This window comes from Micromonospora sp. LOL_021, assembly GCF_048060215.1.
Lineage (GTDB): Bacteria > Actinomycetota > Actinomycetes > Mycobacteriales > Micromonosporaceae > Micromonospora_E.
In genome coordinates this window covers 246,213-270,145 of the sequence record NZ_JBHMIN010000001.1, presented here as the reverse complement: position 1 = coordinate 270,145, position 23,933 = coordinate 246,213, and the positions used below count along the sequence as shown (strand labels likewise).

The window sequence follows — 23,933 nt, the reverse complement described above, 5'->3', positions numbered from 1 at the left end:
GGGCGGGCTCGCCGGCGACTCCGGACCCGCCATGTTTACGCAAACATGGCGAGCGCTGCTAGTGTCAGCACGGCTTCCGGCGTACCCCCGGGCACCGGGCATCGCCAACACCGGGAGAGGAAGGTGTCGACGCCCGATGAGCTCGACTGCACCCGACCCGCCGGGGCGTCGCCGACGCCGGGTGTCGATGGCCGACGTGGCCCGGCTGGCCGGGGTCTCCACCCAGACCGTCTCCCGGGTGTCCACCGGGCACCCGGGAGTCGTCCCCAGCACCCGCGAACAGGTCGTCGCCGCGATGCAGCAGCTCGGTTACCGACCCAACAGCGCCGCCCGGGCACTCAAGTACGGCGAGTTCCGCACCATCGGCGTGATCACCTTCACCCTGTCCACCACCGGCAACAGCCACACCGTGGAGGCGATCGCCACCCACGCCGCAGCCGAGGGTTACGTGATCACGCTGATCCCGGTCGCCGCTCCCACCCAGGACCGGGTGCTCGGTGCCTTCACCCGGCTCGGCGAACTCGCGGTCGACGCGGTCATCGTGATCATGGAGGTGCACCTGCTCGACACCAGCACCGTGCTGCTGCCTCCCGACGTGCACCTCGTCGTGGTCGACTCGGATGCCGGTGACCGCTACCGGGTGGTCGACACCAACCAGGCCGACGGGGCCCGGCAGGCCGTCCGGCACCTGCTCGACCTCGGCCACCGTACGGTGTGGCACGTCGCCGGACCGCCGGAGTCGTACGCCGCAGAGCGGCGGGCGACCGCCTGGCGTACCACCTTGTCGCAGGCCGGCCGCCAGGTGCCGGCGCTGCGCCGCGGCGACTGGTCGGCCGGGGCTGGCTACCGGGCCGGCCTCGAACTGGCCGACGAACCGGACTGCACCGCGATCTTCGTCGCCAACGACCAGATGGCGCTCGGGGTGCTGCGGGCCATGCACGAACGCGGCCGGGTGGTGCCGGCGGACGTCAGCGTGGTGGGCTTCGACGACATCGCCGAGGCCGGCTCGTTCATCCCGCCGCTGACCACCGTCCACCAGGACTTCGCCGAGGTCGGCCGGCGCTGCGTGGAGGCGGTGCTGCACCAGGTCCGCACCAGCACCGCGCAGACCGGCACCACCCTGGTGCCGACCCGCCTGGTGGTCCGGGCCAGTACCGCCGCCCCGCCGACGGCACGCTGACCCAGCGGCGCCGACGGCACGCTGACCGGATCCCACGACCGGTCAGTGCGCCGTCGGCACCGCCCGTACCGAGACCCCCCGGGGCGGCAGCGTCTCGGCCGGCCCGACCAGCGGTACGCCCGCAACGTCGGCCAATGACACCGGCTCGTCGGTCCGGTTGATCAGGAACCAGTGCTCGCCCCGGACGGCCAACTCGACCCGGCCGCGCAGCCGCTGCGGCAGGTCGCTGCGCACCCCGGCGGCCGTCGCGAACCGCGCCAGCACACCGGCCAGATCGGACACCCCGAGCCGGGTGGAGACGTAGCCGGCGGAACCGGCACCGACCGTACGGCGGGTGACCGCCGGCCGACCGGCGTACTCGCCGGTGCGGTACGCCGCCAGCACCTCGACCTGCGGATCGGTCACCGTGACACGGTCGGTCCACAGCTGCCCGGTCGCGCCGGTGTCCAGCAGCACCTGTGCGCCGTCGGGCAGCGGGCCGAACTCCTCGATGCGCAGGCCGAGCAGATCCCGCAGCGCCCCCGGGTACCCGCCCAGCCAGATGTGGTCGTGCTCGTCAACGACGCCGGAGAAGTAGGTGGTCACCAGGTGACCACCGGCGGCGACGTAACCGTGCAGCCGGTCGGCGAGCGCCGCCGGCACCAGATGCAGGATCGGGGCGACCACCAGGCGATACCCGGCGAAATTGGCGGCGATCGGCAGCACGTCGGCCCGGATGCCGAGCGCGAGGAACGCCGAGTACCAGTCGAGCGCCTCCTGCTTGTAGCGCAGCCGCGACGTCGGATGGGAGTCCTGCTCGCAGGCCCACCACGACTCCCAGTCGAACAGGATCGCCGCCGGTGCCGGGGTGCGCCCGGTGCCGGCGACACCGGCCAGGTCGGACAGCGTCCGGCCGAGCTCGGCGACCGAGCGGAACAGGTCGCTGTCGGCCCCGGCGTGCGGCAGCATCGCCGAGTGGTACTTCTCCGCCCCGGCCGCCGACTGGCGCCACTGGAAGAAGCAGACCGCGTCGGCGCCGTGCGCCACATGGGTCAACGAGTCCCGGGCCAGTTCCCCGGCGCGTTTGGGCAGGTTGACCGGCTGCCAGTTGACGGCGCTGGTGGAGTGCTCCATCAGGAACCAGGGCCGTCCGCCGGCCAGGTTGCCGGTCAGGTTCGCCGAGAAGGACAGTTCGTCGAGGGCCTGCGGTCCCGGGTGCACGTAGTGGTCGTTGGCGACGAAGTCGACCTCACCCGCCCAGTCGGCGTAGTTCATCCCGGACGACTCCCCCATCACCATGAAGTTGGTGGTGACCGGCACGCCCGGGGTGACCGCCCGCAGCACATCGCGTTCGGCGCGCAGGTGCTCCCGCAACGCGTCGGAGGAGAACCGTTTGAAGTCCAGCTGCTGGGTCGGGTTCGGGTAGGAGGCGGCCTGCCGGGGCGGCAGGATCTGGGCGAAGTCGGTGTACCGCTGCGACCAGAACGCCGTACCCCAGGCGTGGTTGAGCGTGTCGATGTCGCCGTAGCGGTCCCGCAGCCAGGTCCGGAACGCGGCTGCGGCGTCATCGGAGAAGTCGTACACGTTGTGGCAGCCGAGTTCGTTGGAGACGTGCCAGGCGGCCAGCGCCGGGTGGTCACGGTAGCGCTCGGCGATCGTCCGGACCAGGCGCAGCGCGTACGCCCGGAAGATCGGCGAGGTGGGCCGCCAGTGCTGCCGGGCACCGGGCCAGACGGTGGCGCCGTGCCGGTCGACCGGCAGGATCTGCGGGTGGGCGGCGGTCAGCCACGGCGGCGGCGAAGCGGTCGCGGTGGCCAGGTCGACGGCGATGCCGTTGGCGTGCAGCAGGTCCATCACGTCGTCGAGCCAGGCGAAGTCGAACTCGTCCGGGCCGGGCTGCAGCCGTGCCCAGGAGAAGATGGCCAGCGAGACGATGTTCACCCCGGCGACGCGCATGGCCGCCACGTCGTCGTCCCAGACCGACCGGGGCCACTGTTCGGGGTTGTAGTCGGCACCGTAGCCGATCCGGGGGCCGCCGTTGCCCGGCCAGCGCAGCCAGCGGTAGTCGCCACCGAATGCCACGTCCGTCTCCTCGCTTCTGGGGGTGGGTGCGCGGGCCCGGCACCGGTCATCGCGGCGGTGCCGGGCCCGCGCCGGGTCAGCTGACGGTGAAGCCCTGGTCGGTGCCGTAGCTGACGCAGGTGTCCCGCCAGGCGGTCAGCGCCTCGGTCAGCGGGCTGTCCGACACGTACGCCTGCCCGACGGTGTCGTTGAACACGCTGTTGGCGTACACCTGGAACGGTAGGTAGGACCAGCCGTCGACGACGTTGCCGGCCGACTCGGCGAAGATCTCGTTGGCCCGCTGCCCGCCGAAGTAGCCGAACTCGGCGCCGAGGAACTCCGGTGACTGCAGCTGTGCGGTGGTAGCCGGGAAGGCACCGCCGTCGACCCGGATCTGCACCCCGTCGCCGGCGTTGGCGTACTCGATGAAGCCGTACGCCAGGGCCTTGTTCGCCGCGGCCGACGGGACCGCCAGCGAGCTGCCGCCGTTCTCGGCGCTGGCGGTGCCGCCGGCGTCCCACTGCGGCAGCGGGGCGACCCGCCACTTGCCGGCGCCGTCGGCGACGCCGGAGATCAGGTTGGCCGGCATCCAGGCTCCGGTGGCGAGGCTGGCGATGGTGCCGTCGGCCAGCCCCTGGTACCACTGGTCGCTCCACGAGCTGACCGGGGCGAGCAGGTCCTCGCTGATCAGCTGCTGCCAGGTGTCGGCGAACCGGGCCGAGCCGTCGTCGGTGAAATCGATGCTCACCTCGGTGCCGTCGACCTGGAACGGCTGACCGCCGGACTGCCAGATCAGGCTGGTGGTGAAGCCGGCGTCACCGACGTCGTTGGTGATGTACACCTGCGGGTCGGCCCGGTGCAGTTCGCGGGCGGCGTCGACGTACTCGTCCCAGGTGGCCGGCACGTCGATGCCGTGCTCGTCGAAGACCTCCTGGTTGTAGAACAGCGCCATCGGGCCGGAGTCCATCGGCAGGCCGTGGACGCCGCCGCCGGTGTTCACCGACGACCAGGGTCCGGGGGTGAAGGTGTCGGCCAGGTCGCCGGCGCCGTAGCCGGTGAGGTCGGTGACCGACCCGGCGAGGGCGAACTGTGGCAGCGCGTAATACTCGATCTGCGCGACGTCGGGCAGCCCGTCACCGGCGGCGATCGCGTTCTGCAGGGCGGTGTACTGGTCGTCTCCGGTGCCGGCGTTGACCAGTTCCACCGTCACGTTGGGGTAGGCGGCCTGAAATCCGGTGACGACCTCGGCGAGGGTCGGCTCCCAGGCCCAGACGGTCAACTCGCCGCCGGCCTCCAGGGCGGCCTGCACGTCGGCGGCGGAGATCTGCTCGTCACCGGCGGCGTCGGTCGGGTCGTCTCCGGAGCCACAGCCGGCCAGCGCCAGGGCGGTCGCCGCGGCGACCGCGACCGCCCGCGAAGTGGTGCCGTTCATCAGGGTGTCCCTTCGGTGATGGGTGGTCACTCCTTGACGCCGCCGGCGGCCAGCCCCGACTGCCAGTAGCGCTGCAGGAGCAGGAAGGCCGCCAGCAGCGGCAGGATGGTCAGCAGCGAACCGGTGATGACCAGGTGGAACACCGGCTGGCCGCCGGCGGTGGCGGCCTGGGCGTTCCAGGCGTCCAGGCCGAGGGTCAGCGGGTACCAGTCCGGGTCCTTCAGCATGATCAGCGGCAGAAAGTAGTTGTTCCAGGTGGCGACCATGCTGAACAGCAGCACCGTGACGATGCCGGGAGCCAGCAGCGGCAGGCAGATCTGGAACAGGGTGCGCAGCTCGCTCGCCCCGTCGCACCGCGCCGCCTCCAGCAGTTCGTCGGGGATCGCCTCGGCTGCGTAGACCCACATCAGGTAGAGCCCGAACGGCGTGATCAGCGACGGGATGATCACCGCCCACGGGGTGTTGGTCAGCCCGAGACGGCTGAACATCAGGAAGGTCGGCACGGCCAGTGCGGTGCCGGGTACGGCGACCGCGCCGATGACGATCGCGAAGACCGCCCGGCGGCCGACGAAGTCGAACTTGGCCAGGCCGTACCCGCCGAGGGTGGCGAGCAGGGTGGCGCCGCCGGCACCGGCGAGCACGTACAACAGCGTGTTGCCCAGCCAGCGCAGGAAGATCCCGTCGTCGTAGCGCAGCGTCTCGACGACGTTGTCCCACAGCGCGAAGTCGCCGGCGAACCACAGCCCGAACGACGAGAACAGGCCCGGTTGCGACTTGGTGGCGTTGACCAGCAGCCAGATCAGCGGGACGAGGCTGTAGACGAGGACGATCCCGGTCAGCGCGGTCAGGGTCAGGCTGCGGCCGGGTCGGCGTACCCGGGTGGGGCCGGGTCGGCGTACCCGGGTGAGGGCCGGCGTCAACGTCCCTCCCGGATGCCGCGCAGCTGGACGAGGTACGCGATCGCCATGGTCACCAGGCCCATCACGATGGCGACGGTGGCCGAGTAGTTGTACTGCTGCCCGGAGAACGACAGCGAGTACGCGTACAGGTTGGGGGTGAAGTAGGTGGTGATGGCGTTGGGTGCCAGGTGCTGCAGGATGCTCGGTTCGTTGAACAGCTGGAAGCTGCCGATGATGGAGAAGATGGTGGCGATGACCAGCGCCCCCCGGATGGCCGGCAGTTTGATGGCGCGGATGACCCGCAGCTGACCGGCACCGTCGACCTCGGCCGCCTCGTACAGCGACGTCGGCACCACACGCAGCGCCGAATAGAAGATGATCATGTTGTAGCCGACGAACTCCCAGGTGACGATGTTGCCGATGGACAGCAGCACCAGGTCGGGGTGCAGCGGGTCGGGCAGCGTCACGCCGAGCGCGTCGTTGATGTTGCCGACCAGCCCGAACCGGGTGCCGTACATGAAGCCCCACATCAGGGTGGCGACGACGGCCGGGACCGCGTACGGCAGGAAGATCGCGACCCGGAAGAAGCTCCTGCCGTACAGCCGGCCGCTGTCGATGGCCAGCGCCACCAGCAGCGCGAGGAACAGCATGATCGGCACCTGGACGGCGAGGAAGACGGCCACCCGGCCGAGCGCCGACCAGAACTGCGGGTCGGTCAGCGCCCGCTGGTAGTTGTCCAGCCCGACGAAGGAGTTGCCGCCGATCAGTTGCCGCCGGTAGAGGCTGAGGTGGATCGCGTAGCCGATCGGCGCGATGAAGACGAGCGCGAAGACCAGCATGAACGGCGCGACGAACTGCCAGCCGGCCAGCGAGCGCCGGCGCGGCAGCCGGCGGGGTCGCGCCTGCGGAGTGGTCATCACGCCCAACCTTCGGTAGCTGAAGAGCCGAGGAGTCAATGTTTGCGCGAACATCGCCTGCGACCAGGGAATGTTTGCGCAAACATCGGGTCCCGATGTTTGCACTGGCCCAGCCCCGCGTCAACCCCGGCCGGTCAACCCGTTCAGCTGGGCGCGGACCGGTTCGGCGTCGGGATGCCGCAGACTGTCCAGGATGCGCACCGCCGCGCCCCAGCACGCCTCGGCAGCCGCCAGATCCCCGGTGTCGGACCCGACCTCACCCAGGCTGCTCAGCACCAGCGCCTCCAGGTGCCGGTCACCGAGCCGACGGAACAGCTCCAGCGCCTCCTGGTAGCAGACGGCGGCCTCGTCCGGATCACCGAGATGCTGGTACGCGTACCCCAGGCTGTGCCAGGTGCTCGCCTGCCCGGGTCCGTCCCCGAGCTCGCGCAGCAGCTGCACCGCCCGACCGCACCAGTTGAGCGTCTCGGCGTACTCGCCGAGCTGGGCGTGCTGCCAGCCGACCACGTTGAGCGCCTTGCCCTCCCCCCGCCGGTCACCGGCCGCCGCGTAGAACTCGTACGCCGTCCGCCCGTGTGCCAACGCGTCGCGGTGGCGGCCCTGGCGCTCCCGCAGCAACGACAGGTTCAGGTGGGTGAGCCCCTGCCGGGCCAGGTCGCCTCGGCCCCGCTCCAGCTCCAAGGCGGCACCGAGGTGCCCCTCAGCCTCGACGTACCGGCTGGTCCGGGTGTACGCGCGGGCAAGGTGGCGATGCGCCACCGCCTCCGCGGCGACATCGCCGACCCGCCGGGCCAACTGCAAGGCGGACCGCTGCATGACGGTCAACGCCGACCAGTGCCCACGCCGGTCCAGATAGGTGTACGTCACCTGGGTCAGATGCAGCGCCTCGGCTCCCAGCCCGGCGGCGACGGCCGCGTCGAACACCGCCTCCAGCACGGTGTGCTCGGCGGCGAACCAGGTCAGCGCCGCCTGGCTGTCCGTCGGAAGTTCGGCGACGACACCCGGGCAGGCCGGACCGGGCACCGTCGGCGCCGGGCTCGGCTGCAGGGTCTGGTCGGCCTGGTACGCGCTGCGGACGTAGTGGTCGACCAGCCGGCGCAGGGCGGCGTCGAGCGCCGACCCGGACTCCAGCTCCCGGGCCTGTTCCGCAGCGTAGACCCGCAGCAGGTCGTGCAGTCCGTAACGCCCACCGGGGTGCGCGCTCAACAGATTCGCCCGGACCAGCTCGGCGAGCAGCGGCCGTACCCGCGCCACCGGCAGACCGGCGAGACTCGCGGCCGCCGGGGCCGACACGGTCGGACCGGGGTGAATGCCGAGCAGCCGGAACAGCTGCGCCGCCGACGGGCTCAGCGCCTGGTAGGACCAGGAGAAGACGGCGCGTACCCTGAGCTGCGGGTCATCCGGTGCCAGCGCGTCGAGGCGATGCCGGGCGACCTGCAGCTCGGTGGCGAGCGCCGCCAACGGCATCTGCGGTGCGATGACGGCACGCGCCGCGACCACCGCCAACGCCAACGGCAGGCCGGCGCACCGGGCGACGATCTCGTCCACGGCCCCCGGTTCGGCGGCGCACCGCCGCTGACCGACCCGCCGCCGCAGCAGTTCCGCCGCATCCGACGGGTGCAGCAGATCGAGGGTCAGCGGCTGGGCGCCGTGCGCGGCGACCAGGCCGGTGAGTTGGTTGCGGCTGGTCACCACGACCAGGCACTGCGGCGAGCTGGGCAGCAGCATCCGTACGTGACCGCTGTCGCGAGCGTTGTCCAGCACGATCAGCAGCCGACGACCGGACAACGTGGTGCGGTACAGCGCGGCCTGCGCGTCCAGGTCGGTCGGCACCTGGACCGGCGGTACGCCGAGCGCGTCGAGCAGCAACCGCAGCGCGGTGGCCGGCTCGGTCACCGAACCGTCCGGGTCGAAACCGCGCAGATTCAGGTAGAGCTGTCCGTCGGGGAACCGGTCGGCGACCTGGTGCGCCCACTGCACGACGAGGGTCGTCTTGCCGACCCCGGCGGTGCCGCTGACCGCCACGATCCGGACCGTACCGGCCGGGGTGGTCTGCGGTGCCGGGTCGGTGGCCGGCGCGAGCCGGGCGAGCTGCGTCAACTCGCTACGGCGACCGCTGAAGTGCCCGAGCGCCGGTGGCAACTGCCGGGGCACCGCCCGGACGACCGGGTCGACGGGCCCGACCGCCGGATCCGTCGGCACGGTGACGCGACGCTGCTCGTCGACCCGGTCCCGGGCGCTGGCCAGCACACCCCGCTCGACCGGACTGGCACCGAGCAACCCGACCAGCACGTCGAACCGGTCCGTCGGCGGCAGCGTCTTCCCGGTGAGGTACTCCGCCACCGCCGTGTGCGACCAGCCGGCGCGGGTGGCCAGCACCCGGTAGGACAGCACCCGCTGACCCTCGCGGCGGGCGTGCCGCCGCCGCAGCGCCCGCAACAACGCGGCGAGGTCGTCCACTGTCCGCGCCCCGGCGGCGTCGCGCACCAGCCGGTCGGGCGGCCGCGTGTCCACTCCGTGCACCATCGCGACTCTCACGACCTTCACCGGTCAGATGTCACCGTGGCGACCCGCCGTGCGGCGAACCGCTCCACAGCGGATGTTAGTCGATGTACGCCGATGTACGGAGATGAACGTGATCACTGTCCCGACTCCGGTCGACACCGCACCCTGGACACGTACCGATGCACACCAGACAGAGAGGATGCCGACCGATGTACTGGTCCACGCGGGTGCGCGGGTAGCGAAGACTCACTACGGTCAGGCGGCGGGTGACCGGACGGGGCCCCGGTCACCCGCGTGTTCGTTCCCGGCGTACCGCCCACCGCCGGGCCCGCCGGCCGGCAGGCTGGCCTGGTGAACGATGAGCCGACCGCCGGACGCCGGTCGTTGCGCTGGCGGACCTGGACGCTGCGCTGGCGGACCTGGGCGCTGCGCTGGCGGACCTGGGCGCCGCTGGCGGCGCTGACCGCCGTGGTGCTGGCCGGCGGCGTGCTGCGGCTCGCCGGTGCCGGCCCGGTCGCCGATGGGGTGTGGGCGGCCGCCACGGTCACGGCGCTGCTGCCGGCGCTGCGCTGGATGGGTCAGTCGCTGCGTCGTCGGCGGATCGGCGTCGACGTCATCGCCGTACTCGCCCTGGTCGGCGCGCTGCTGGCCGGCGAGTACCTGGCCGGCGCGGTGGTGGCGCTGATGCTGGCCAGCGGGCACACCCTGGAGACGTACGCGCAGCGACGGGCCGGCCGGGACCTGCAGGCACTCGTCGCGCACGCACCGCGTACCGCCCGGCGGCGGGCCGCCGACGGCACCGTCGCCACCGTCGACGTGGGTGAGGTCGTCGCCGGGGACCGGCTGGTCGTCGGCCCCGGCGACGTGGTGCCGGTCGACGGCGTCGTCGAGGAGCCGGCCACCCTCGACGAGTCGGTGGTGACCGGTGAGTCACGGCCGGTGGAGCGGGCCGCCGGGGAGCGCGTCGCCAGCGGGGTGGTCAACGCCGGGGCGGCGGTGGGGCTGCGTGCCGTCGAGACCGCGCAGGGCAGCACGTACGCCGGGATCGTCCGACTGGCCGCCGAGGCCGGTGCCGGCAAGGCACCGACGGTACGCCTGGCCGACCGGTACGCCGCCGCGTTCGTCCCGTTCACCCTGGGGCTCGCCGGAGCCGGCTGGATCGTCTCCGGCGAGTTCGTCCGCGCGGTCGCCGTACTGGTCGTCGCCACCCCCTGCCCATTGCTGCTGGCCACCCCGGTCGCCATCGTCGCCGGGCTGTCCCGCGCCGCCCGCCGCGGCGTGCTGGTCCGCGACGGCGGTGCGCTGGAGCAGCTCGGCCACGCCCGTACCCTGCTGGTCGACAGAACCGGGACGTTGACCACCGGTAGGCCGGAGACCGCCGACGTGGTCACCGGCGACGGAGCCGACCCGGCCGAACTGCTGCGGCTGGCCGCCTCGGTGGAGCAGCTCTCCCCGCACGTACTGGCTGGCGCGGTGGTCCGGGCCGCCGGCGACCGGGGCCTGCGGTTGACCGCCCCAGCCGAGGTCACCGAGGATCCCGGCCGAGGCGTCCGTGGCCGGGTCGACGGCCGTACGGTGCGGGTCGGCCAGCCGGACGGGCCGCTGCCGGACTGGGCGGTCCAGGTCCGGGACCGGGCCGAAGCTGACGGGCTGTCGGCGGTGTGGGTCGGCGTGGACGGCGTACCCGCCGGGGCGATCCTGCTGCGCGACCCGGTGCGGCCCGACGCCGCCGGCACGGTGCGGCGGCTGCGGCAGGCCGGGTTCACCCGGCTGGTCATGCTGACCGGCGACCGGCGGGAGGTGGCCGAGCGGGTCGCCGCGCAGGTCGGCGTGGACGACATCGTGGCGCGCTGCCCACCGCAGGAGAAGACCGCCCGGGTACGCGACGAGTCCGCCCGCGCGGTGACGGTGATGGTCGGCGACGGGGTGAACGACGCCCCGGCGCTGGCCGCAGCAGACGTGGGCGTGGCGGTCGGCGGCACCGGAACCAGCGCCGCGGCCGGGGTCGCCGACGCGGTACTCACCGGCGACCGGCTGGACCGGCTCGCCGACGCGGTCGACATCGCTCACCGGTCCCGGCGGATCGCGGTGCAGAGCGCCTCGGTCGGCATGGGCCTGGCGGTGGTGGCGATGGCGGTCGCCGCGTTCGGCCTGCTGCCGCCGGTGGCCGGCGCGTTCACCCAGGAGGGCATCGACGTCGCGGTGATCCTCAACGCGCTGCGCGCCCTGCATCCCGGCCGCCGCCGACCCGCCACGTCGTCACCCGGCACGCCGTGACCCAGGTCGGGCAGTGACCCTGGTTCAGGCCGCCAAAAGGTCCGACAACGCCGCCATGTGCGGCACCTGGCCACGGTGCTGCCGAGCCTGCAGCACCAGGTTGGCCACGACGAGCGACGGGTCGACCTGCGACACACTGATTCCGAGGTGCCGGCTGACCCAGGGGGCGACCTCGCTCCACCGGTAGAACAGCGCGCCGTCGCGGGCCGGATTGACCGGCGGCGGGAAACCGCCGGGGCCACGATCACCCGTGACGTACCGGCGGATCGATTCCCGGCTCTGCCCGACCCGCTGCGCGATGTCCGCCAGCGTCACCAGATCCTGGTCGATCAGCCGCAGCGCGGTGAGGCCGACCGACTCGACGGCCCGGACCGCTGTCGCGATCGCGTCCGCGATGGTGGCTGCTTCCCGGTCGAACTCCGCGACGGGGAGTCCGCCATCGACACCAAAGGCCGCGTCGTCACATCCAGCGGCGAACAGGGCATCGATCTCGTCGTCGGTCGGACTTCGATCGAGCACGAGGGTGAAGGTACGCATGGTCATCGTCGTACTCCACATCCGGGCCGACCGGCCCCGCCATACCGGCCCGCCTACGCGCTGCAGCCTATCTGAAGGCGGTGTACTTTTGCACCAGCGTCGGCGATCGATGGCGGGGCGGCGGTAGCCTCAGGGCGCGTGGACCAAGGCGAGATCATCGGGTTGCTGGGCAGGGTGTACGCCGCCGCGAACAGCCACGTCGACGACGCCGGGCAACACGTGCATCGCGTACCGTTGACGATCGCCGCCGTCGACGCCTTCGTCGCCGGGCTGGGTAGCGCGTCGCGCAGCTGGCGGGCGGTGCTGCCGGCGTGGGCGCTCGGCACCACCATGCCGGCGCATCCGGGTCCGACCGGCGACCGATGCTGCGACGTCTGCTTCCTGACCGCCGAGACGACCCTCGACACCACGCTCGCCTGGTGGCAGCGGTCCAGGTCCGGGTCACCGCTGCCCGGCGACGTCTGCGGCTACCTGCTGGCGCTGGAGTCGGCGACCCCGCCGCTGCCGGCACCGCAGCCGTACGACGGGTGGGTGCTGCACGAGATCCTCGACGCGATCCGGTCGCTGCCGCCGACCACTCGGGCCGGCGGGGCGGTGCAGGCGCTCCGGGCCGCCGGGCTGCTACCCGGAGCCGACAAGTGGACATACCGGTCGCTGTTGGCGGACCTCGCCTTCGTCGGCGTCCTGCAGACGGCGGACCATCCGGGGATGCTGACCGCGTTCACCACGGCCAGCGAGCGGGACCGGCGCCCGAGCACCCGGGTCGAAGTGGACGCGCCGCTGTCGTTCTGGCGGGCCGCCGACGGGGTGACCGAGTCGCTGGTGCGGCGACTGTTCGGGCACCTCCCCCGGCCAGCCGACCGGCCGCCGGCGCCGACCTCGGTGTCGGCGAAGCCGGTGTCAGCGCGGCGTGGCGCCCGGTCGGCGCCGCTGCCGGTGGCGCTGCGCGGCGAGGCCCGCGCCGGCGACCTGTACGCCGTACGCTGCCGCGAGGACGCCTGGGTGCTGGCCTACTGCCATCGGGTAGACGACCGGGGCGGGCGCCGCTACGGCCTGGTCGAGTTCCTCGACGGAGAGTTCACCGCCCAGCCGACCGCCGCCGAAGTGGACGGGACCGTCGACCGGCGGCTACGCGGCCGTGGGTCGGACCGCTGGCAGATGTGGGCGTCGCGGTTGGACGCCACCACCGGGGTACGCCGGATCGCCCGCGACATCGCTACGCCGGTCGACGGCCGGCCCGTGCCGGATCGGGTGTCCACCGGCGGAGCGAAGGATCTGGCACATCTGGCATCGTGGTGCTACCCGGCCATGCGAGCAGGAATGAGCCCTCCATGCGTGTTGCCCGTGCCGCCGCCGCAGCCTGTCTGATCCCCGCCGCGCTGACCCTCGCCGCCTGCGCCGACGCCGCAACCGAGGAGGAGCCGACCGCCGACGCGGCGCCGACCGTCGAAGCGGACCCGTCCGGTGCCGGATCCGACGCGCCGGATGACGGCGGTACGGCCGCCTGCGCCAGTACCGACCTGGCTGTCGACGTGATCTTCCAGCAGGCCGGGGTGGCGATGCTGGAACTGACCAACGACTCAGCGGCACCGTGTCAGCTCGACGGTTGGGTGACACTGGCCTTCGAGCGCGCCGACCGCAGCCCGGTCGACGTAGCGCAGCGACAGGTGGAGCAGCCGGGGCCGCCGGTCGCCACCGACCTGGACCCGGGTGAGTCCGCGTTCGCCGGCGTCAAGTGGGCCACCTGCGACCCGGCGTCGACCGACTGCGCGGTGGCGACCACGGTCCGGGTCGGCGCGCCCGGGGACAGCACGACGGTGGTCGCCCGGACCGTCGGTCTGGACGGCGAAGAGGCAGTCGGCGAACTGCCGGTCGCCGACGTGCAGATCGGCTCGATCCAACCGTCCGCCCAGGGCGTCGTGGCCTGGTAGACCGAGTTCAGGTCCCCGCTACCCGCCGACGCCTGCGCGAATCGAGTCGCGGGAGGCGGTCACCGTACGAGGAGATGGGCGCGGGCAGCGCGGAGTTCCGCCGGCTGTGGCAGCGCAACGACGTGCGGGGCAAGACCCATGAGGCGAAGTCGTTCCGGCACAGAGTGGTCGGTGAGTTGACGTTGACGTACCACGCGTTCGATGTGCGTGGAGCCCGTGGTCGGCAGCTGATTGTGTACCGCGCGGAGCCGAGCAGCCGCAGCGCGGAGGCGCTGCGGCTGCTCGGCAGCCTGGCCGTGAGCGACTGGCTGTCCTGACGAAAAATTTCTGTGCCAAATTTTCGACGGCAAGACCTCGTACTGACAAATGTCTGCTTTGGACTTGGGTCGGTCGACGATTGATGCCCAGCCGGGGCGGTGGGTAATGTGACCGTTCACATCGATGTTTGTCGTTTCGATGACACCCCACACGGTCAAGGAGACATCCGATGTCCAGATCAGGCATCCCCCATCCACCGCCTGCCGACGGCCGGGTACCCACCGGCAGGCGGCTGGCCCGCCGACGTCCGTTCACACTGCTCGCCGCGGCAGCAGCGGCCGCACTCGGGCTGGCCGCAGGCATCGTCGCGACCAGCCCGGCGGCGGTGGCCGCCGACAACCCGTACCAGCGGGGTCCGGACCCGACCGCCGCGAGCGTCGCCGCGCCCAACGGACCGTTCGCCACTGCGCAGGTCAGCGTCCCGCCCGGATTCGGCTTCAACGGCGGCATGATCTACTACCCGACCGACACCAGCCAGGGCACCTTCGGCGCGATCGCCATCTCCCCCGGCTACACCGCGCTGTTCTCCGTCGAACTCGCCTGGATGGGGCCACGGCTCGCCTCGCAGGGCTTCGTCGTGATCGGCATCGAGACCAACGACCGCAACGACTTCGACACCGCCCGGGGCACCCAGCTGCTGGCCGCGCTGGACTACCTCACCGGGCAAAGCTCGGTGCGCAGCCGGGTCGACCCGAACCGGCTCGCCGTCGCGGGTCACTCGATGGGCGGCGGCGGCGCGTTCAGCGCGGCGCTGCGGCGGCCGGCGCTGAAGGCCGCGGTCGGCTTCACGCCATTCTCACCGTCGCAGAACCTGACCAACATGCAGGTTCCGGCGTTGCTCTACTCGGGGCAGAACGACACGGTCACCACCCCGTCGTCGGTCAGCAACCTCTACAACGGGCTGCCGTCGACGACCGAAGGTGCGTACATCGAGGCCGCCGGGCTGGACCACAGCTTCCCGACCCGGCCGAACACGCTGCTGATGCGCACGATGATCCCCTGGGTCAAGATCTTCCTCGACAACGACCTGCGGTACACCCAGTTCCTCTGCCCACTGATGGACTCCTCCGGGGTGCTGCAGTACCGCAACACCTGCCCGCTCGTCCCGCCGGGCCTGCCGTCCCCGTCCCCCACCACCGCTCCGCCGACGACCGCACCACCCACCACCGCGCCACCGACGACGGCGCCACCGACCACCGCTCCCCCGACGACTGCACCGCCCACGACGGCCCCGCCGACGGGTGCCTGCACCGCCACCTACCAGACCATCGGGTCGTGGCCGGGTGGTTTCCAGGGTGAGGTGACCGTCCGGGCCGGCAACTCGGCGATCAACGGCTGGACCGTCGGGTGGAGCCTCGGCAGCGGCCAGAGCATCACCCAGATCTGGAACGGCACCCTGAGCACCAGCGGCTCCAGCGTCTCGGTACGCAACGTGTCGTACAACGGGTCACTGCCGGCCGCCGGCACCGCGACCTTCGGCTTCCTCGGCTCCGGATCGCCGTCGACGCCGTCGTCGTTGACCTGCACCAGTCCCTGATCCCACTGAACGGTCCGGGGCGACTGAACGGTCCGGGGCGACGACAACAACTGGGCGTCGTCGCCCCGGACCGGCGCTCACCGCTTCCGCCGGTAAAGTAGGCGCAGCCCGTCCCGCTGCACGAAGATCTCCCGTCGGTCGACGGCTCTGCCGTCGCGGTCGAGCACGTAGCCGGTGAGCCACAACCAATCGGCGTAGGTTCAGCGTTTGTCGACGGCGATGACCCGGAACCGGAAACCCGTTCACCGGCGAACTGGACGCTGGCGGCGGCCCCGATCGCCAGCACGTCACCCGGCTCAGGTGCCGGGGTCGATGTCGAGTTCACCGACGTACGGCAGCCGGGCCTGATCGCTCTGCCATTCCCGCAGCGCCTGCTTGAGCAGCGACAACTCGTCGACGAGTTGGGCGATGCTCTGATCGCGGCGGCGTAGCTCGGCAGCGACCTGGGCGACGTACGCCGCGACGTGCCGTGGGTCGAGGCCCCGCCAGCGGGTACGGAAGCGCACCCGGGCCACCTGCTCGGCGGTCAGCGGGACCGGCGCGGCGTCCCCCTCGTACGTCTCGCCGTTGACGCTGACCATCGGCGGCCGGTGCCGGCCGGATGACCTCGCGGATGCTCTGGTCACAGTGCTTCTCCCTCCGGTGGCGGCGGTCCGGGCCAGGTCGACCGCCCGCACCAGGGACACCATCTGACTTTCACCTTGAAGGCGAACAGTCCAGCTAGGAATCCCAGCAGGACCGCGCCGACCAACGCACCGACTTCCACGAGGACCTACCCCTCTTCGGTCGGGGCACCGGCCGGCCGCCTTGCCGCGACGCCGGCCGGCGCCCAGGTGGGTGGGGATGTGCGAGGCGACGAGGCGGTACGCGGCTTCGGGTCTGCCGGCCCGGCTCTCGCAGCCAGAGACAGATTGACATCTCTGTCGTACGGCTACAAGACTTCAGTGTAAGTTTTCTCCAGATGGCCGACTGGATGGAGTCAGGTCTTGAAAGTTGCGGGAATGAAGGGAAGACTGCCTATCGGCAGGTCCGAAGAGGATCCGGAGGAGGTCTACATGTCACGAGCAAGCGGACCCACGATCGCCCGATGGCAGCTCGGCAGGCAGCTCAAGGCCGCCCGCGAGGCGGCCGGCATCACCCAGATCGCCATCGCCGAGGTGCTCGCCTGCAGCGAGTCGAAGATCTACAAGATCGAGGCTGGTGACGTCGGCGTCGGCCGTGGCGACCTGATCGTCATGCTCGACCGCTACGGCGTCACCGACGAAGATCGCCGCACCACCATCTTCGACCTGCAGAAGCAGGGCAAGCAGCGCGGCTGGTGGTCCAAGTACGGCACCATCCCGATGAACTACAGCATGTACGTCGGCCTCGAAGGCGCCGCCCGCGAGGTGCGCAACTTCGAGCTGGCTATCGTCCCCGGCCTGCTCCAGACCGAGGAGTACGCCCGAGCCGTCGTCGAAGCTGCCTGGCCGGACAACCCTGGCGAGGTGGTGCGGCGCGTCGAGCTACGGATGGCCCGACAGGACCGCCTCGCCGAGGACCCGCCGCTGAAGTTCTGGGCCATCGTGGACGAGGCTGCGCTGCACCGACGTACGGGTGGCGACGCGGTGATGCGCCGCCAGCTCGACCACCTGACCGAGGTGAGCACCCGGCCGAACGTCATGCTGCAGGTGCTGCCGTTCAGCGAGGGACACCATCCCGGTACCACCGGATCGTTCTCGATCCTGGACTTCGACGAGGACGTGCACAGCCCTGTCGCGTACGTGATCAGCCCAGCTGGAGACGTGTATCTGGAACGTCCCGAGGACATGAATCGGGTTACGCTTACCTACACCCACCTGCAGACGGCGGCGCTCAGCCCAGGCAAGTCCCGGGACCTGATCGCCGCGATCGCCAAGGACTTGGCGTAGACCAGAAGGAGGGGCGCGATGGATTTCACCCGCGCCGTGTGGATCAAGAGCAGCCGCAGCGACTCGAACAGCCAGTGCGTCGAGGTCGCCCGCAACCTGCCGGGAGTCGTCGCCACCCGCGACAGCAAGGACCCGACCGGCCCGGCGCTGACCTTCGCCCCCTCCGCCTGGACCACCTTCACCACCGCGCTCAAGTCGTCCCAGCTCTCCGCGTAACCGCTCCTCCCCCACCCAAGGAGGCACCGCGAATGCGAGACACCGACCTGACCGACGCCACCTGGCGTACCAGCAGCTACTCCGGCGGCAACGGCAACTGCGTCGAAGTCACCGACAACCTGTCCGGCGTCGTCGCTGTACGCGACAGCAAGGACCGCACCGGCCCCGCGCTTGCGTTCCCACCGGCGGCGTGGGCGGCCTTCACCGCGTCAATCGGGGCAAAGACAAGCCAGAGGTAGCGGGTCCGTGACCGCGACACGAGTGCGGCGCGGTCACGCCCACTGCTTCGGCAGCATGGGGCCTCCATCGCTCCCGGGTGCATCTCATGAACGCTGAACTCGCCGCCGTCATCGGCCGCGCCCGGTTCCTGCTGCTCGACTTCGACGGACCCGTCTGCAAGGTCTTCGCCAACCATCCCGCGCCCCAGGTCGCCGCCACCCTGCGCCGACTGCTCGTCGACCAGGGCATCACCATCCCGCCCGACCTGCTCGACGAACCCGACCCGCTCGCCGTGCTGCGCTGGAGCGCCACCCTTGACCGGCCGGCCATCGTGCGCCGAGTCGACGACGCCCTGCGCTCTGCCGAGTTGGACGCCGTCGCCGTGGCCGAACCCACCCCGTACGCCCGGGAAGTCATCGTGACCGCCCACCGCGCCCAGCACGGCATCGCGATCGTCTCCAACAACAGCGCCGACGCCATCAACCGGTACCTGATCGCGCAACAGCTGGACGCCTACATCAAGCCCGTCATCGGCCGACCTCACGCCGGCCCAGCCGGAATGAAACCGAACCCGGCACCGGTGCTCGCCGCCATCTGCGAACTGCACGCCCACCCTGAGGACTGCGTGCTCATTGGCGACTCACCTACCGACATCGAGGCCGCCCAGGCGGTCGGCGTACCCACCATCGGCTACGCCAACAAAACCCGCAAATACCACAGACTCAGCGAATCAGACGCCATTATCGGCAGCATGGCCGAAGTCGTCACCGCCCTCACCGGTCGCCGGGTGCGAGGCGGTAGACCCGCGAGTCACGGAGACTAAAGCCGAGTCGTTCGTAGAGCCGGTTTGCGGCAGCACGAGACGGGCGGGACGTCAGGTCAACGGTCCGAGCGCCAGCCTCCCGAGCCAGCCTGACGGCCTCCTGGGTCAGCGCCGCCCCGACCCCGAGGCCGCGCGCCGACTCGTCGACCACCACATCCTCGATCCACGCCCGCCTACCGGTCGGGATCGGGAACATCACCAGGGTCAACGCGCCGACAATCTCGCCCTCGCGGCGAGCGATCAGCAAAGTGCTTGCGTCCGACGCCACCAGCTCGTTCAACGCCGTCAGATCGAGTGGCTTGGCGGAACGGGACAGCTGCGGGAGGAGCCGGCCGAACGCTTTCACGACCTCGTCGGTGGCGACTCGTACGGCCTCGATCTCGACGCTCATGCTCGCGACTCTATCGACCGGACACGCCACGCGAGGCGGTCCAGCGAGTTCGACAAGTCAGCCAGGGTCACCACACTCTGATGAGTACCGTCGGGTCCGGCAGCGGACTTGCCGGCCTACGTCGTCGTTGCCGACCGCGTCCGCATCGGGTAATTGCCTCGCCGCGTCGGCGGGACTTCCGGTGTAATCCCTGCCATGCGCATCGCCTCGGAAACCGTCGCTGACGGCATCCGCGAGCAGCTCTTCAGCGTCGGGGACATCCCCGGGGTGCTCTGGACGCCTGCCGAGGGCTCCGGTCCCCGTCCGTTGGTCTTGATCGGGCACGGCGGCGGCCAGCACAAGAAGGGATGGGAGGTTGTCTCCAGAGCCTTTCCCTACGTCATCTCCGGTGGCTTCGCGGTCGCCGCGATCGACGCGCCGGGTACCGGTGCCAGACCGGAGCACCCGGAGATCCGGCGGCTTGTCGCGCTCATCGAGGAACGGGAGGCCGCAGGCGAGCCCTTCGGCCCGGCGTGGCCCGCCCTGAACGAAACCGTGGCGGCGCAGCTCATACCCGACTGGCAGACCACCCTAGACGCGCTGCAGAACCTGGACTCCGTCGGCGACAGCCAGCCCGTCGGGTACTACGGTCTGTCCCAAGCCGGTGAGATGGGTATCCGCCTGGTCGCGGCCGAGCCTCGGATCACGGCAGCGGTCCTCGGCCTCGTTGGAAGCGAGTGGCTCACCGGCATCGCAGCGCGGATCACGATCCCGGTCGAGTTCCTGCTGCAGTGGGACGACGAAGGCAATCCACGGGACTCCGTCCTGAAGCTGTTCGACGCACTTGGCTCCGCAGAAAAGACGCTACACGCCAACCCCGGCAGCCACTTTCGAGTCCCGTCGTTCGAAATCGAGAGCTCGATCCGGTTCTTCGCCCGGCACCTGGATAGCCCTGGCACCGCAAGCAGTTCCTGACACCACCGAGCGATCACCGATCTGGCTCCGCGCGAGCCCTACGGTCTCCCCACCTGATTGCCACCCTCAAGGTATGCAGTCCCGTTGTCCGTCGCCGCTTCCACCGCGGCGGCGGCCCGCCGAGCCAGCAGCGGCGACAACCGCTGCTGCGCCTGCGGCAGTCGACTACCAGCAGCCGTCCGGGAGTAACCGCCAGGCCGAGTTCTTCGGCCAGCTCACGGACCGCCGCGTCGTACGGCGACTCGTCGGCCTCCACCACGCCACCTGGCAGCTCCCAGTAGTCCTTGTACGTCGGCTCGACGAGCAGGATCCGTCCGTCACGGTCCCGCAGCAGCACGGCCGAGCCCATCCGCTTGCGCGGCAACGTCGCGGTGTAATCGTCAGGCAGAGAGCTCACCACCGGAGGTTAACCGGCTGAATGTCCGGCTCGCGGCACCTTCCGCCGGTCAGGGCCCGTGGCGTCGGGCCGTCTGGACCGATCAGGAATCGAGAAGCACCGGCCGTCGCAGCACGGCTAGCGTGACCCTCGGTCACACCCGACAACGACAAGGAGCGACACGATGGGCAAGGCAGGCACGGACGGTTTCTCCGAGGGCGAGCGCGCCGCCATGAAAGAACGCGCTGCAGAGCTCAAGAGGGAGACGACCCGCAGTCGTGGTGGCAAGGCAGCCGCCGAGGAGCTCGACGTGCTGTCGAAGATTGCCCAGATGGAACCGTCGGACCGCCTACTGGCCGAACGCATACACGCCATCGTCACCACCAACGCCCCCGACCTGTCCCCAAAGCTCTGGTACGGCCAGCCGGCGTACGCGAGGAAGGGCAAGGTCGTGTGCTTCTTCCGTAGCGGACACGCGGACAAGGAGCCGTACTCCACCTTCGGCTTCACCGCTACGGCCAACCTCGCCGACGACAGCGGCCTGTGGCCGACGTCCTTCGCCGTCGCCCAGCTCAGCGAGCAGGCCGCAGAGACCATCGCCGCCCTCGTCAAGAAGGCCGTGAGCTGACCTGCGGGTACGGCTTCGACCGACAGGTGAGCGCCGATAGCGGGGTGAGGTTACGGTACGCTCGCTGCGCCGTGCATGACTGCTGCCCGAGGAGGTGAGACCGATCAACGCTGTGACAGGTCGGGACTCCCTCCCCCGCATGGTCTAGGGAGCGCCCGCACAGGCACTCCCGAAAGGCGCGTGCGCATGCACACCATCCAGGAAGAACACTTCGTTGTCGACGGCGTACCCGCTGTGCTCTGGACGGCAGCCAGCAGCGGCGCCGACCGCCCGCCGCTGATCGTCATCGGCCACGGCGGCGGCCAGCACAAGACCGCTCCCGGCGTCCTGCACCGGGCCCACCGTTTCGTGTCCAGCGGGTACGCGGCCGTCTGCGTGGACGTGCCGAACCACGGCGAGCGCCCGACCGACGAGCGCTACCAGGACATCGCCACCGAGATCCAGTCCGCTGTCAGCTCCGGAGGTGACCTGGCCGCGCCGCTCGCCGACTTCCACGCCCTGGTCGCCGAGCAGACCGTCCCGGAGTGGCAGGCCGTCCTCGACCATCTCGACGCCGGGCCGGTCGGCTACTGGGGGATCTCGCTGGGCTGCGGGCTCGGCGTACCGTTCGTCGCCGCCGAGCCGCGAGTGCGCGCGGCGGTCCTCGGCCTCGGCGGAGCAGCCGCCGCATCCACGCTGGACGCTGCGGCCAGCATCACCGTGCCGGTCGAGTTTCTGATCCAGTGGGAGGACGAACGGGTGCCCCGGGAGCAGAGCCTGGCCCTGTTCGACGCGTTCGGCTCGGCGGAGAAGACGCTGCACGCCAACCCGGGCCGGCACGCCGACCGGCTCCCGGAACACGAACTGGACAGCACAGTACGGTTCTTCACCCGGCACCTCCTGCCGCACTGACCAGCACTGATCGAAGCTGGCATCCGTCCGGATCGGCTCGGGCTCAGCAGACCCGGTTGCCGTCCTCGAGATAGCGGGTCCCGCCGTCGTCGGCTGCCTCGACGGCGGCGGTGGCCCGCCGGGCCAGCAGCGGTGACAACCGCTGCTGCGCCTGGGCCAGGGTCGACCACCCCCAGCTGCGTAACTCCTGCGGCGGCAGCCGGATCGCGTCGGTCCGCGCGGTGTCCAGGACCCCGCCGTCGTAGACAAACATGACCCCCTCGGTGCGACCGGTACGCGGCGGCACCCAGTCCACGACCAGCAACCGGCCCGGAGCAACGGTCAGGCCGAGTTCTTCCGTCAGCTCGCGGACCGCCGCTTCGTACGGCGACTCGTCGGCCTCCACCACCCCACCCGGCAGCTCCCAGTAATCCTTGTACGTAGGCTCGACGATCAGGATCCGTCCGACGTGGTCCCGGAAGAGCACCCCCGAACCCATCCGCTTGCGCGGCAACGTCGCGGTGTAGTCGTCCGCCGATGGAGTCACCAGGGCAGGCAGCCGCTCACGGCGGTTTCCAGTCATCCGCCGTCGCCTTCGGCTCGTTTCGGCACCGGCTGCGCGATCTCCGCCACCGCCGAGACGAGGTGTGCTGGCAACCAGGGGTACGGGTCCGACAGCGGCCGTCTGCTTTCGCGGCTGCGATGCCGCGTGTCGATCAGTTCCTCACCTGCGACGTAGTAGCGGCCCCGCCGTTCCCCGATCGCCCGAAGCAGCCCTGCCTCGACCAGTTGCGCGAAATCGCGGGACGCGGTGCGTTCCTCGATCCCGGCCAGTTTCACGTAGCCACCCCGGCGGAGCCGGTATCCGAGTACGGCCTCGTACAACAGGTCGGTGACCCGGTCGGGCAGTCGGTGCTCGACAGTGAGTTGGTCCAGTTCCTTCCAGACCGCCGATGCCTCATCGAGCCGTCGGGCAACGGTCTGTCCCTGCATATGATGGGCTCGCAGGTTGAAGGAGACCCAGAGCCGAGCGTCGTTCTCCGGGCTCCACGCCCCCCGACCCGTTGCGAGGAGGACGCGGTAGTAGTCGTCGGTGTTGCTGCCGAGCCACTCCTCGATGCTGGAAAACGCAGGCTCGACGATGGCCTCCCGCGACAGCACCAGCGTTTGCAGGGCACGCGCCATGCGACCGTTGCCCTCCCGGAACGGATGGATCATCACCAGGTTGAGGTGCGCCATGGCACCCCGGACCATCGGATCGACATCCGGCTCGTTCCGGAGCCGGTCGGCAAGCTCGCCCATCAGTCCTGGCACCAGGCCCGCGTCCGGCCCTTGGTACACCCGGCGCTCGGAACGCTCGTCGTAGACAAAGATTTGGCCGGTCCGATATTGTCCCGGGCTTTTTCCGAGATCGTGGGCGAGCATCATGTAGTGCATGCCGCGCAGGCCGGAGGCGTCGAACACGAAGTGCGGGTCGGACGCCATCTGCAGGACGTAGCCGAGCGCGTGCCGGTAGCCGCGGATCTCGGCGAAGGTGCGCTCGTCGGCGCTCAACGGCGTCTCGTCGTCGAGCGCGGCGGCGGCGTCGTCCTCCTCGACCACGTAGCCTTCGATGCTGTTGGAGCCCTGAATGGCACGGGCGAGCATGGTCCGACGCAGCCCGCCCTGCCACCGTCGAGGGGCACGGAGCGCAGCGGCCAACTCTCGGCGCATCTCGTGGATCTCGGCGAGCACGGCCGCGTCGTCGGCGCCCAACTCAAGCGTTTCGTAGATCAACCCATGTCCCAATGTCTTTAAGTTAAGGACATTCTACCACGGCGAACCCGCTGTCCCTATGTAAGAGACATCGGGACATTGCCGCTGGCATTGGCGACGGGACGATGCCCAGTCAGAGAGTCTGACCATGCGACACCGTCAAAGGGCGGACAGGCTGTGTGGTTGCCTGGCCAGACCTTTGTCACCTACCAGAGGCG

Annotated in this window: 24 protein-coding genes; 13 read left to right on the top strand and 11 right to left on the bottom strand. The window is 70.7% G+C overall.

Translation table 11 applies throughout. The annotated features are described in order from the left end of the window. Positions 1–136: 136 nt before the first annotated feature. Positions 137–1,180 (top strand): LacI family DNA-binding transcriptional regulator, encoded by a 1,044-nt coding sequence (locus ACFHWT_RS01290; protein WP_416592739.1) that lies wholly within the window; start codon positions 137–139, stop codon positions 1,178–1,180. A 42-nt stretch (positions 1,181–1,222) separates the two neighbouring features. On the opposite strand, the gene ACFHWT_RS01285 is transcribed toward ACFHWT_RS01290, so the two are convergent. From ACFHWT_RS01285 to ACFHWT_RS01265, 5 genes are all read right to left on the bottom strand, one after another. Beyond that, positions 1,223–3,241, bottom strand: a complete 2,019-nt coding sequence (locus ACFHWT_RS01285) for a beta-galactosidase (RefSeq protein ID WP_416592738.1) — start codon at positions 3,239–3,241, stop codon at positions 1,223–1,225. A 76-nt stretch (positions 3,242–3,317) separates the two neighbouring features. Then, positions 3,318–4,652 (bottom strand): ABC transporter substrate-binding protein, encoded by a 1,335-nt coding sequence (locus ACFHWT_RS01280; protein ID WP_416592737.1) that lies wholly within the window; start codon positions 4,650–4,652, stop codon positions 3,318–3,320. Positions 4,653–4,678: 26 nt separating this feature from the next. Further along, complete coding sequence (locus tag ACFHWT_RS01275) at positions 4,679–5,572, bottom strand: carbohydrate ABC transporter permease (protein ID WP_416592736.1); 894 nt, start codon at positions 5,570–5,572, stop codon at positions 4,679–4,681. Further along, entirely contained in the window at positions 5,569–6,468 is a 900-nt protein-coding gene (locus ACFHWT_RS01270; protein ID WP_416592735.1) for a carbohydrate ABC transporter permease, read from the bottom strand. Before ACFHWT_RS01270 ends, ACFHWT_RS01275 begins: the two co-directional genes overlap by 4 nt. 120 nt (positions 6,469–6,588) lie before the next feature. Beyond that, positions 6,589–9,015 (bottom strand): ATP-binding protein, encoded by a 2,427-nt coding sequence (locus ACFHWT_RS01265; protein WP_416592734.1) that lies wholly within the window; start codon positions 9,013–9,015, stop codon positions 6,589–6,591. A gap of 342 nt (positions 9,016–9,357) precedes the next feature. Between ACFHWT_RS01265 and ACFHWT_RS01260 the strand changes: the two genes are divergently transcribed. Next, positions 9,358–11,250, top strand: coding sequence for a heavy metal translocating P-type ATPase (locus ACFHWT_RS01260; RefSeq protein ID WP_416592891.1), 1,893 nt, complete (start codon positions 9,358–9,360; stop codon positions 11,248–11,250). Between the two features lie 24 nt (positions 11,251–11,274). Here the strand turns inward: ACFHWT_RS01260 and ACFHWT_RS01255 are convergent, their stop codons facing one another. Next, on the bottom strand, positions 11,275–11,793 hold the full coding sequence (locus tag ACFHWT_RS01255; RefSeq protein WP_416592733.1) for a hypothetical protein: 519 nt from the start codon (positions 11,791–11,793) through the stop codon (positions 11,275–11,277). Positions 11,794–11,925: 132 nt separating this feature from the next. Between ACFHWT_RS01255 and ACFHWT_RS01250 the strand changes: the two genes are divergently transcribed. The 4 genes from ACFHWT_RS01250 to ACFHWT_RS01235 all read left to right on the top strand — a co-directional run bounded on the left by ACFHWT_RS01250 (position 11,926) and on the right by ACFHWT_RS01235 (position 15,573). Then, a complete protein-coding gene (locus ACFHWT_RS01250; protein WP_416592732.1) occupies positions 11,926–13,155 on the top strand; it encodes a hypothetical protein in 1,230 nt (409 codons plus the stop codon). Then, positions 13,119–13,718, top strand: coding sequence for a DUF4232 domain-containing protein (locus ACFHWT_RS01245; RefSeq protein ID WP_416592731.1), 600 nt, complete (start codon positions 13,119–13,121; stop codon positions 13,716–13,718). Before ACFHWT_RS01250 ends, ACFHWT_RS01245 begins: the two co-directional genes overlap by 37 nt. Further along, positions 13,712–14,035, top strand: a complete 324-nt coding sequence (locus ACFHWT_RS01240; protein WP_416592890.1) for a hypothetical protein — start codon at positions 13,712–13,714, stop codon at positions 14,033–14,035. Before ACFHWT_RS01245 ends, ACFHWT_RS01240 begins: the two co-directional genes overlap by 7 nt. Positions 14,036–14,205: 170 nt before the next feature. Next, a complete protein-coding gene (locus ACFHWT_RS01235) occupies positions 14,206–15,573 on the top strand; it encodes a cellulose binding domain-containing protein (RefSeq protein WP_416592730.1) in 1,368 nt (455 codons plus the stop codon). A gap of 296 nt (positions 15,574–15,869) precedes the next feature. Here ACFHWT_RS01235 and ACFHWT_RS01230 read toward each other — a convergent pair whose 3' ends face one another. Continuing rightward, positions 15,870–16,262: a DivIVA domain-containing protein gene (locus tag ACFHWT_RS01230; RefSeq protein WP_416592729.1), complete on the bottom strand. Its 393-nt coding sequence runs from the start codon at positions 16,260–16,262 to the stop codon at positions 15,870–15,872. A gap of 366 nt (positions 16,263–16,628) precedes the next feature. Here ACFHWT_RS01230 and ACFHWT_RS01225 point away from each other — a divergent pair, with 366 nt between their 5' ends. The 4 genes from ACFHWT_RS01225 (at position 16,629) to ACFHWT_RS01210 (ending at position 18,741) form a co-directional block, all read left to right on the top strand. Further along, a complete protein-coding gene (locus ACFHWT_RS01225) occupies positions 16,629–17,483 on the top strand; it encodes a helix-turn-helix domain-containing protein (protein WP_416592728.1) in 855 nt (284 codons plus the stop codon). Positions 17,484–17,501: 18 nt separating this feature from the next. Then, positions 17,502–17,699 (top strand): DUF397 domain-containing protein, encoded by a 198-nt coding sequence (locus ACFHWT_RS01220; RefSeq protein WP_416592727.1) that lies wholly within the window; start codon positions 17,502–17,504, stop codon positions 17,697–17,699. A gap of 32 nt (positions 17,700–17,731) precedes the next feature. Then, positions 17,732–17,938 (top strand): DUF397 domain-containing protein, encoded by a 207-nt coding sequence (locus ACFHWT_RS01215; RefSeq protein WP_416592726.1) that lies wholly within the window; start codon positions 17,732–17,734, stop codon positions 17,936–17,938. An 86-nt stretch (positions 17,939–18,024) separates the two neighbouring features. Next, positions 18,025–18,741 (top strand): HAD family hydrolase, encoded by a 717-nt coding sequence (locus ACFHWT_RS01210; protein WP_416592725.1) that lies wholly within the window; start codon positions 18,025–18,027, stop codon positions 18,739–18,741. On the opposite strand, the gene ACFHWT_RS01205 is transcribed toward ACFHWT_RS01210, so the two are convergent. Further along, positions 18,692–19,132, bottom strand: coding sequence for a GNAT family N-acetyltransferase (locus ACFHWT_RS01205; RefSeq protein ID WP_416592724.1), 441 nt, complete (start codon positions 19,130–19,132; stop codon positions 18,692–18,694). The two genes, ACFHWT_RS01210 and ACFHWT_RS01205, sit on opposite strands and share 50 nt — an antisense overlap. Positions 19,133–19,327: 195 nt before the next feature. On the opposite strand from ACFHWT_RS01205, the gene ACFHWT_RS01200 reads away from it, so the two are divergent. After that, a complete protein-coding gene (locus tag ACFHWT_RS01200; RefSeq protein ID WP_416592723.1) occupies positions 19,328–20,086 on the top strand; it encodes an alpha/beta hydrolase in 759 nt (252 codons plus the stop codon). A 13-nt stretch (positions 20,087–20,099) separates the two neighbouring features. On the opposite strand, the gene ACFHWT_RS01195 is transcribed toward ACFHWT_RS01200, so the two are convergent. Next, positions 20,100–20,483: an NUDIX domain-containing protein gene (locus tag ACFHWT_RS01195; RefSeq protein ID WP_416592722.1), complete on the bottom strand. Its 384-nt coding sequence runs from the start codon at positions 20,481–20,483 to the stop codon at positions 20,100–20,102. A gap of 163 nt (positions 20,484–20,646) precedes the next feature. Here ACFHWT_RS01195 and ACFHWT_RS01190 point away from each other — a divergent pair, with 163 nt between their 5' ends. Next, positions 20,647–21,090, top strand: a complete 444-nt coding sequence (locus tag ACFHWT_RS01190) for a DUF1801 domain-containing protein (protein ID WP_416592721.1) — start codon at positions 20,647–20,649, stop codon at positions 21,088–21,090. A gap of 186 nt (positions 21,091–21,276) precedes the next feature. Further along, entirely contained in the window at positions 21,277–21,981 is a 705-nt protein-coding gene (locus ACFHWT_RS01185) for a dienelactone hydrolase family protein (protein WP_416592720.1), read from the top strand. Positions 21,982–22,024: 43 nt separating this feature from the next. Here ACFHWT_RS01185 and ACFHWT_RS01180 read toward each other — a convergent pair whose 3' ends face one another. Next, the gene (locus ACFHWT_RS01180; RefSeq protein ID WP_416592719.1) at positions 22,025–22,543 is read right to left on the bottom strand and encodes an NUDIX domain-containing protein; all 519 of its coding nucleotides are present in this window, start codon (positions 22,541–22,543) and stop codon (positions 22,025–22,027) included. Then, positions 22,540–23,607, bottom strand: a complete 1,068-nt coding sequence (locus ACFHWT_RS01175; RefSeq protein ID WP_416592718.1) for a Fic family protein — start codon at positions 23,605–23,607, stop codon at positions 22,540–22,542. Before ACFHWT_RS01175 ends, ACFHWT_RS01180 begins: the two co-directional genes overlap by 4 nt. Positions 23,608–23,933: the final 326 nt, after the last annotated feature.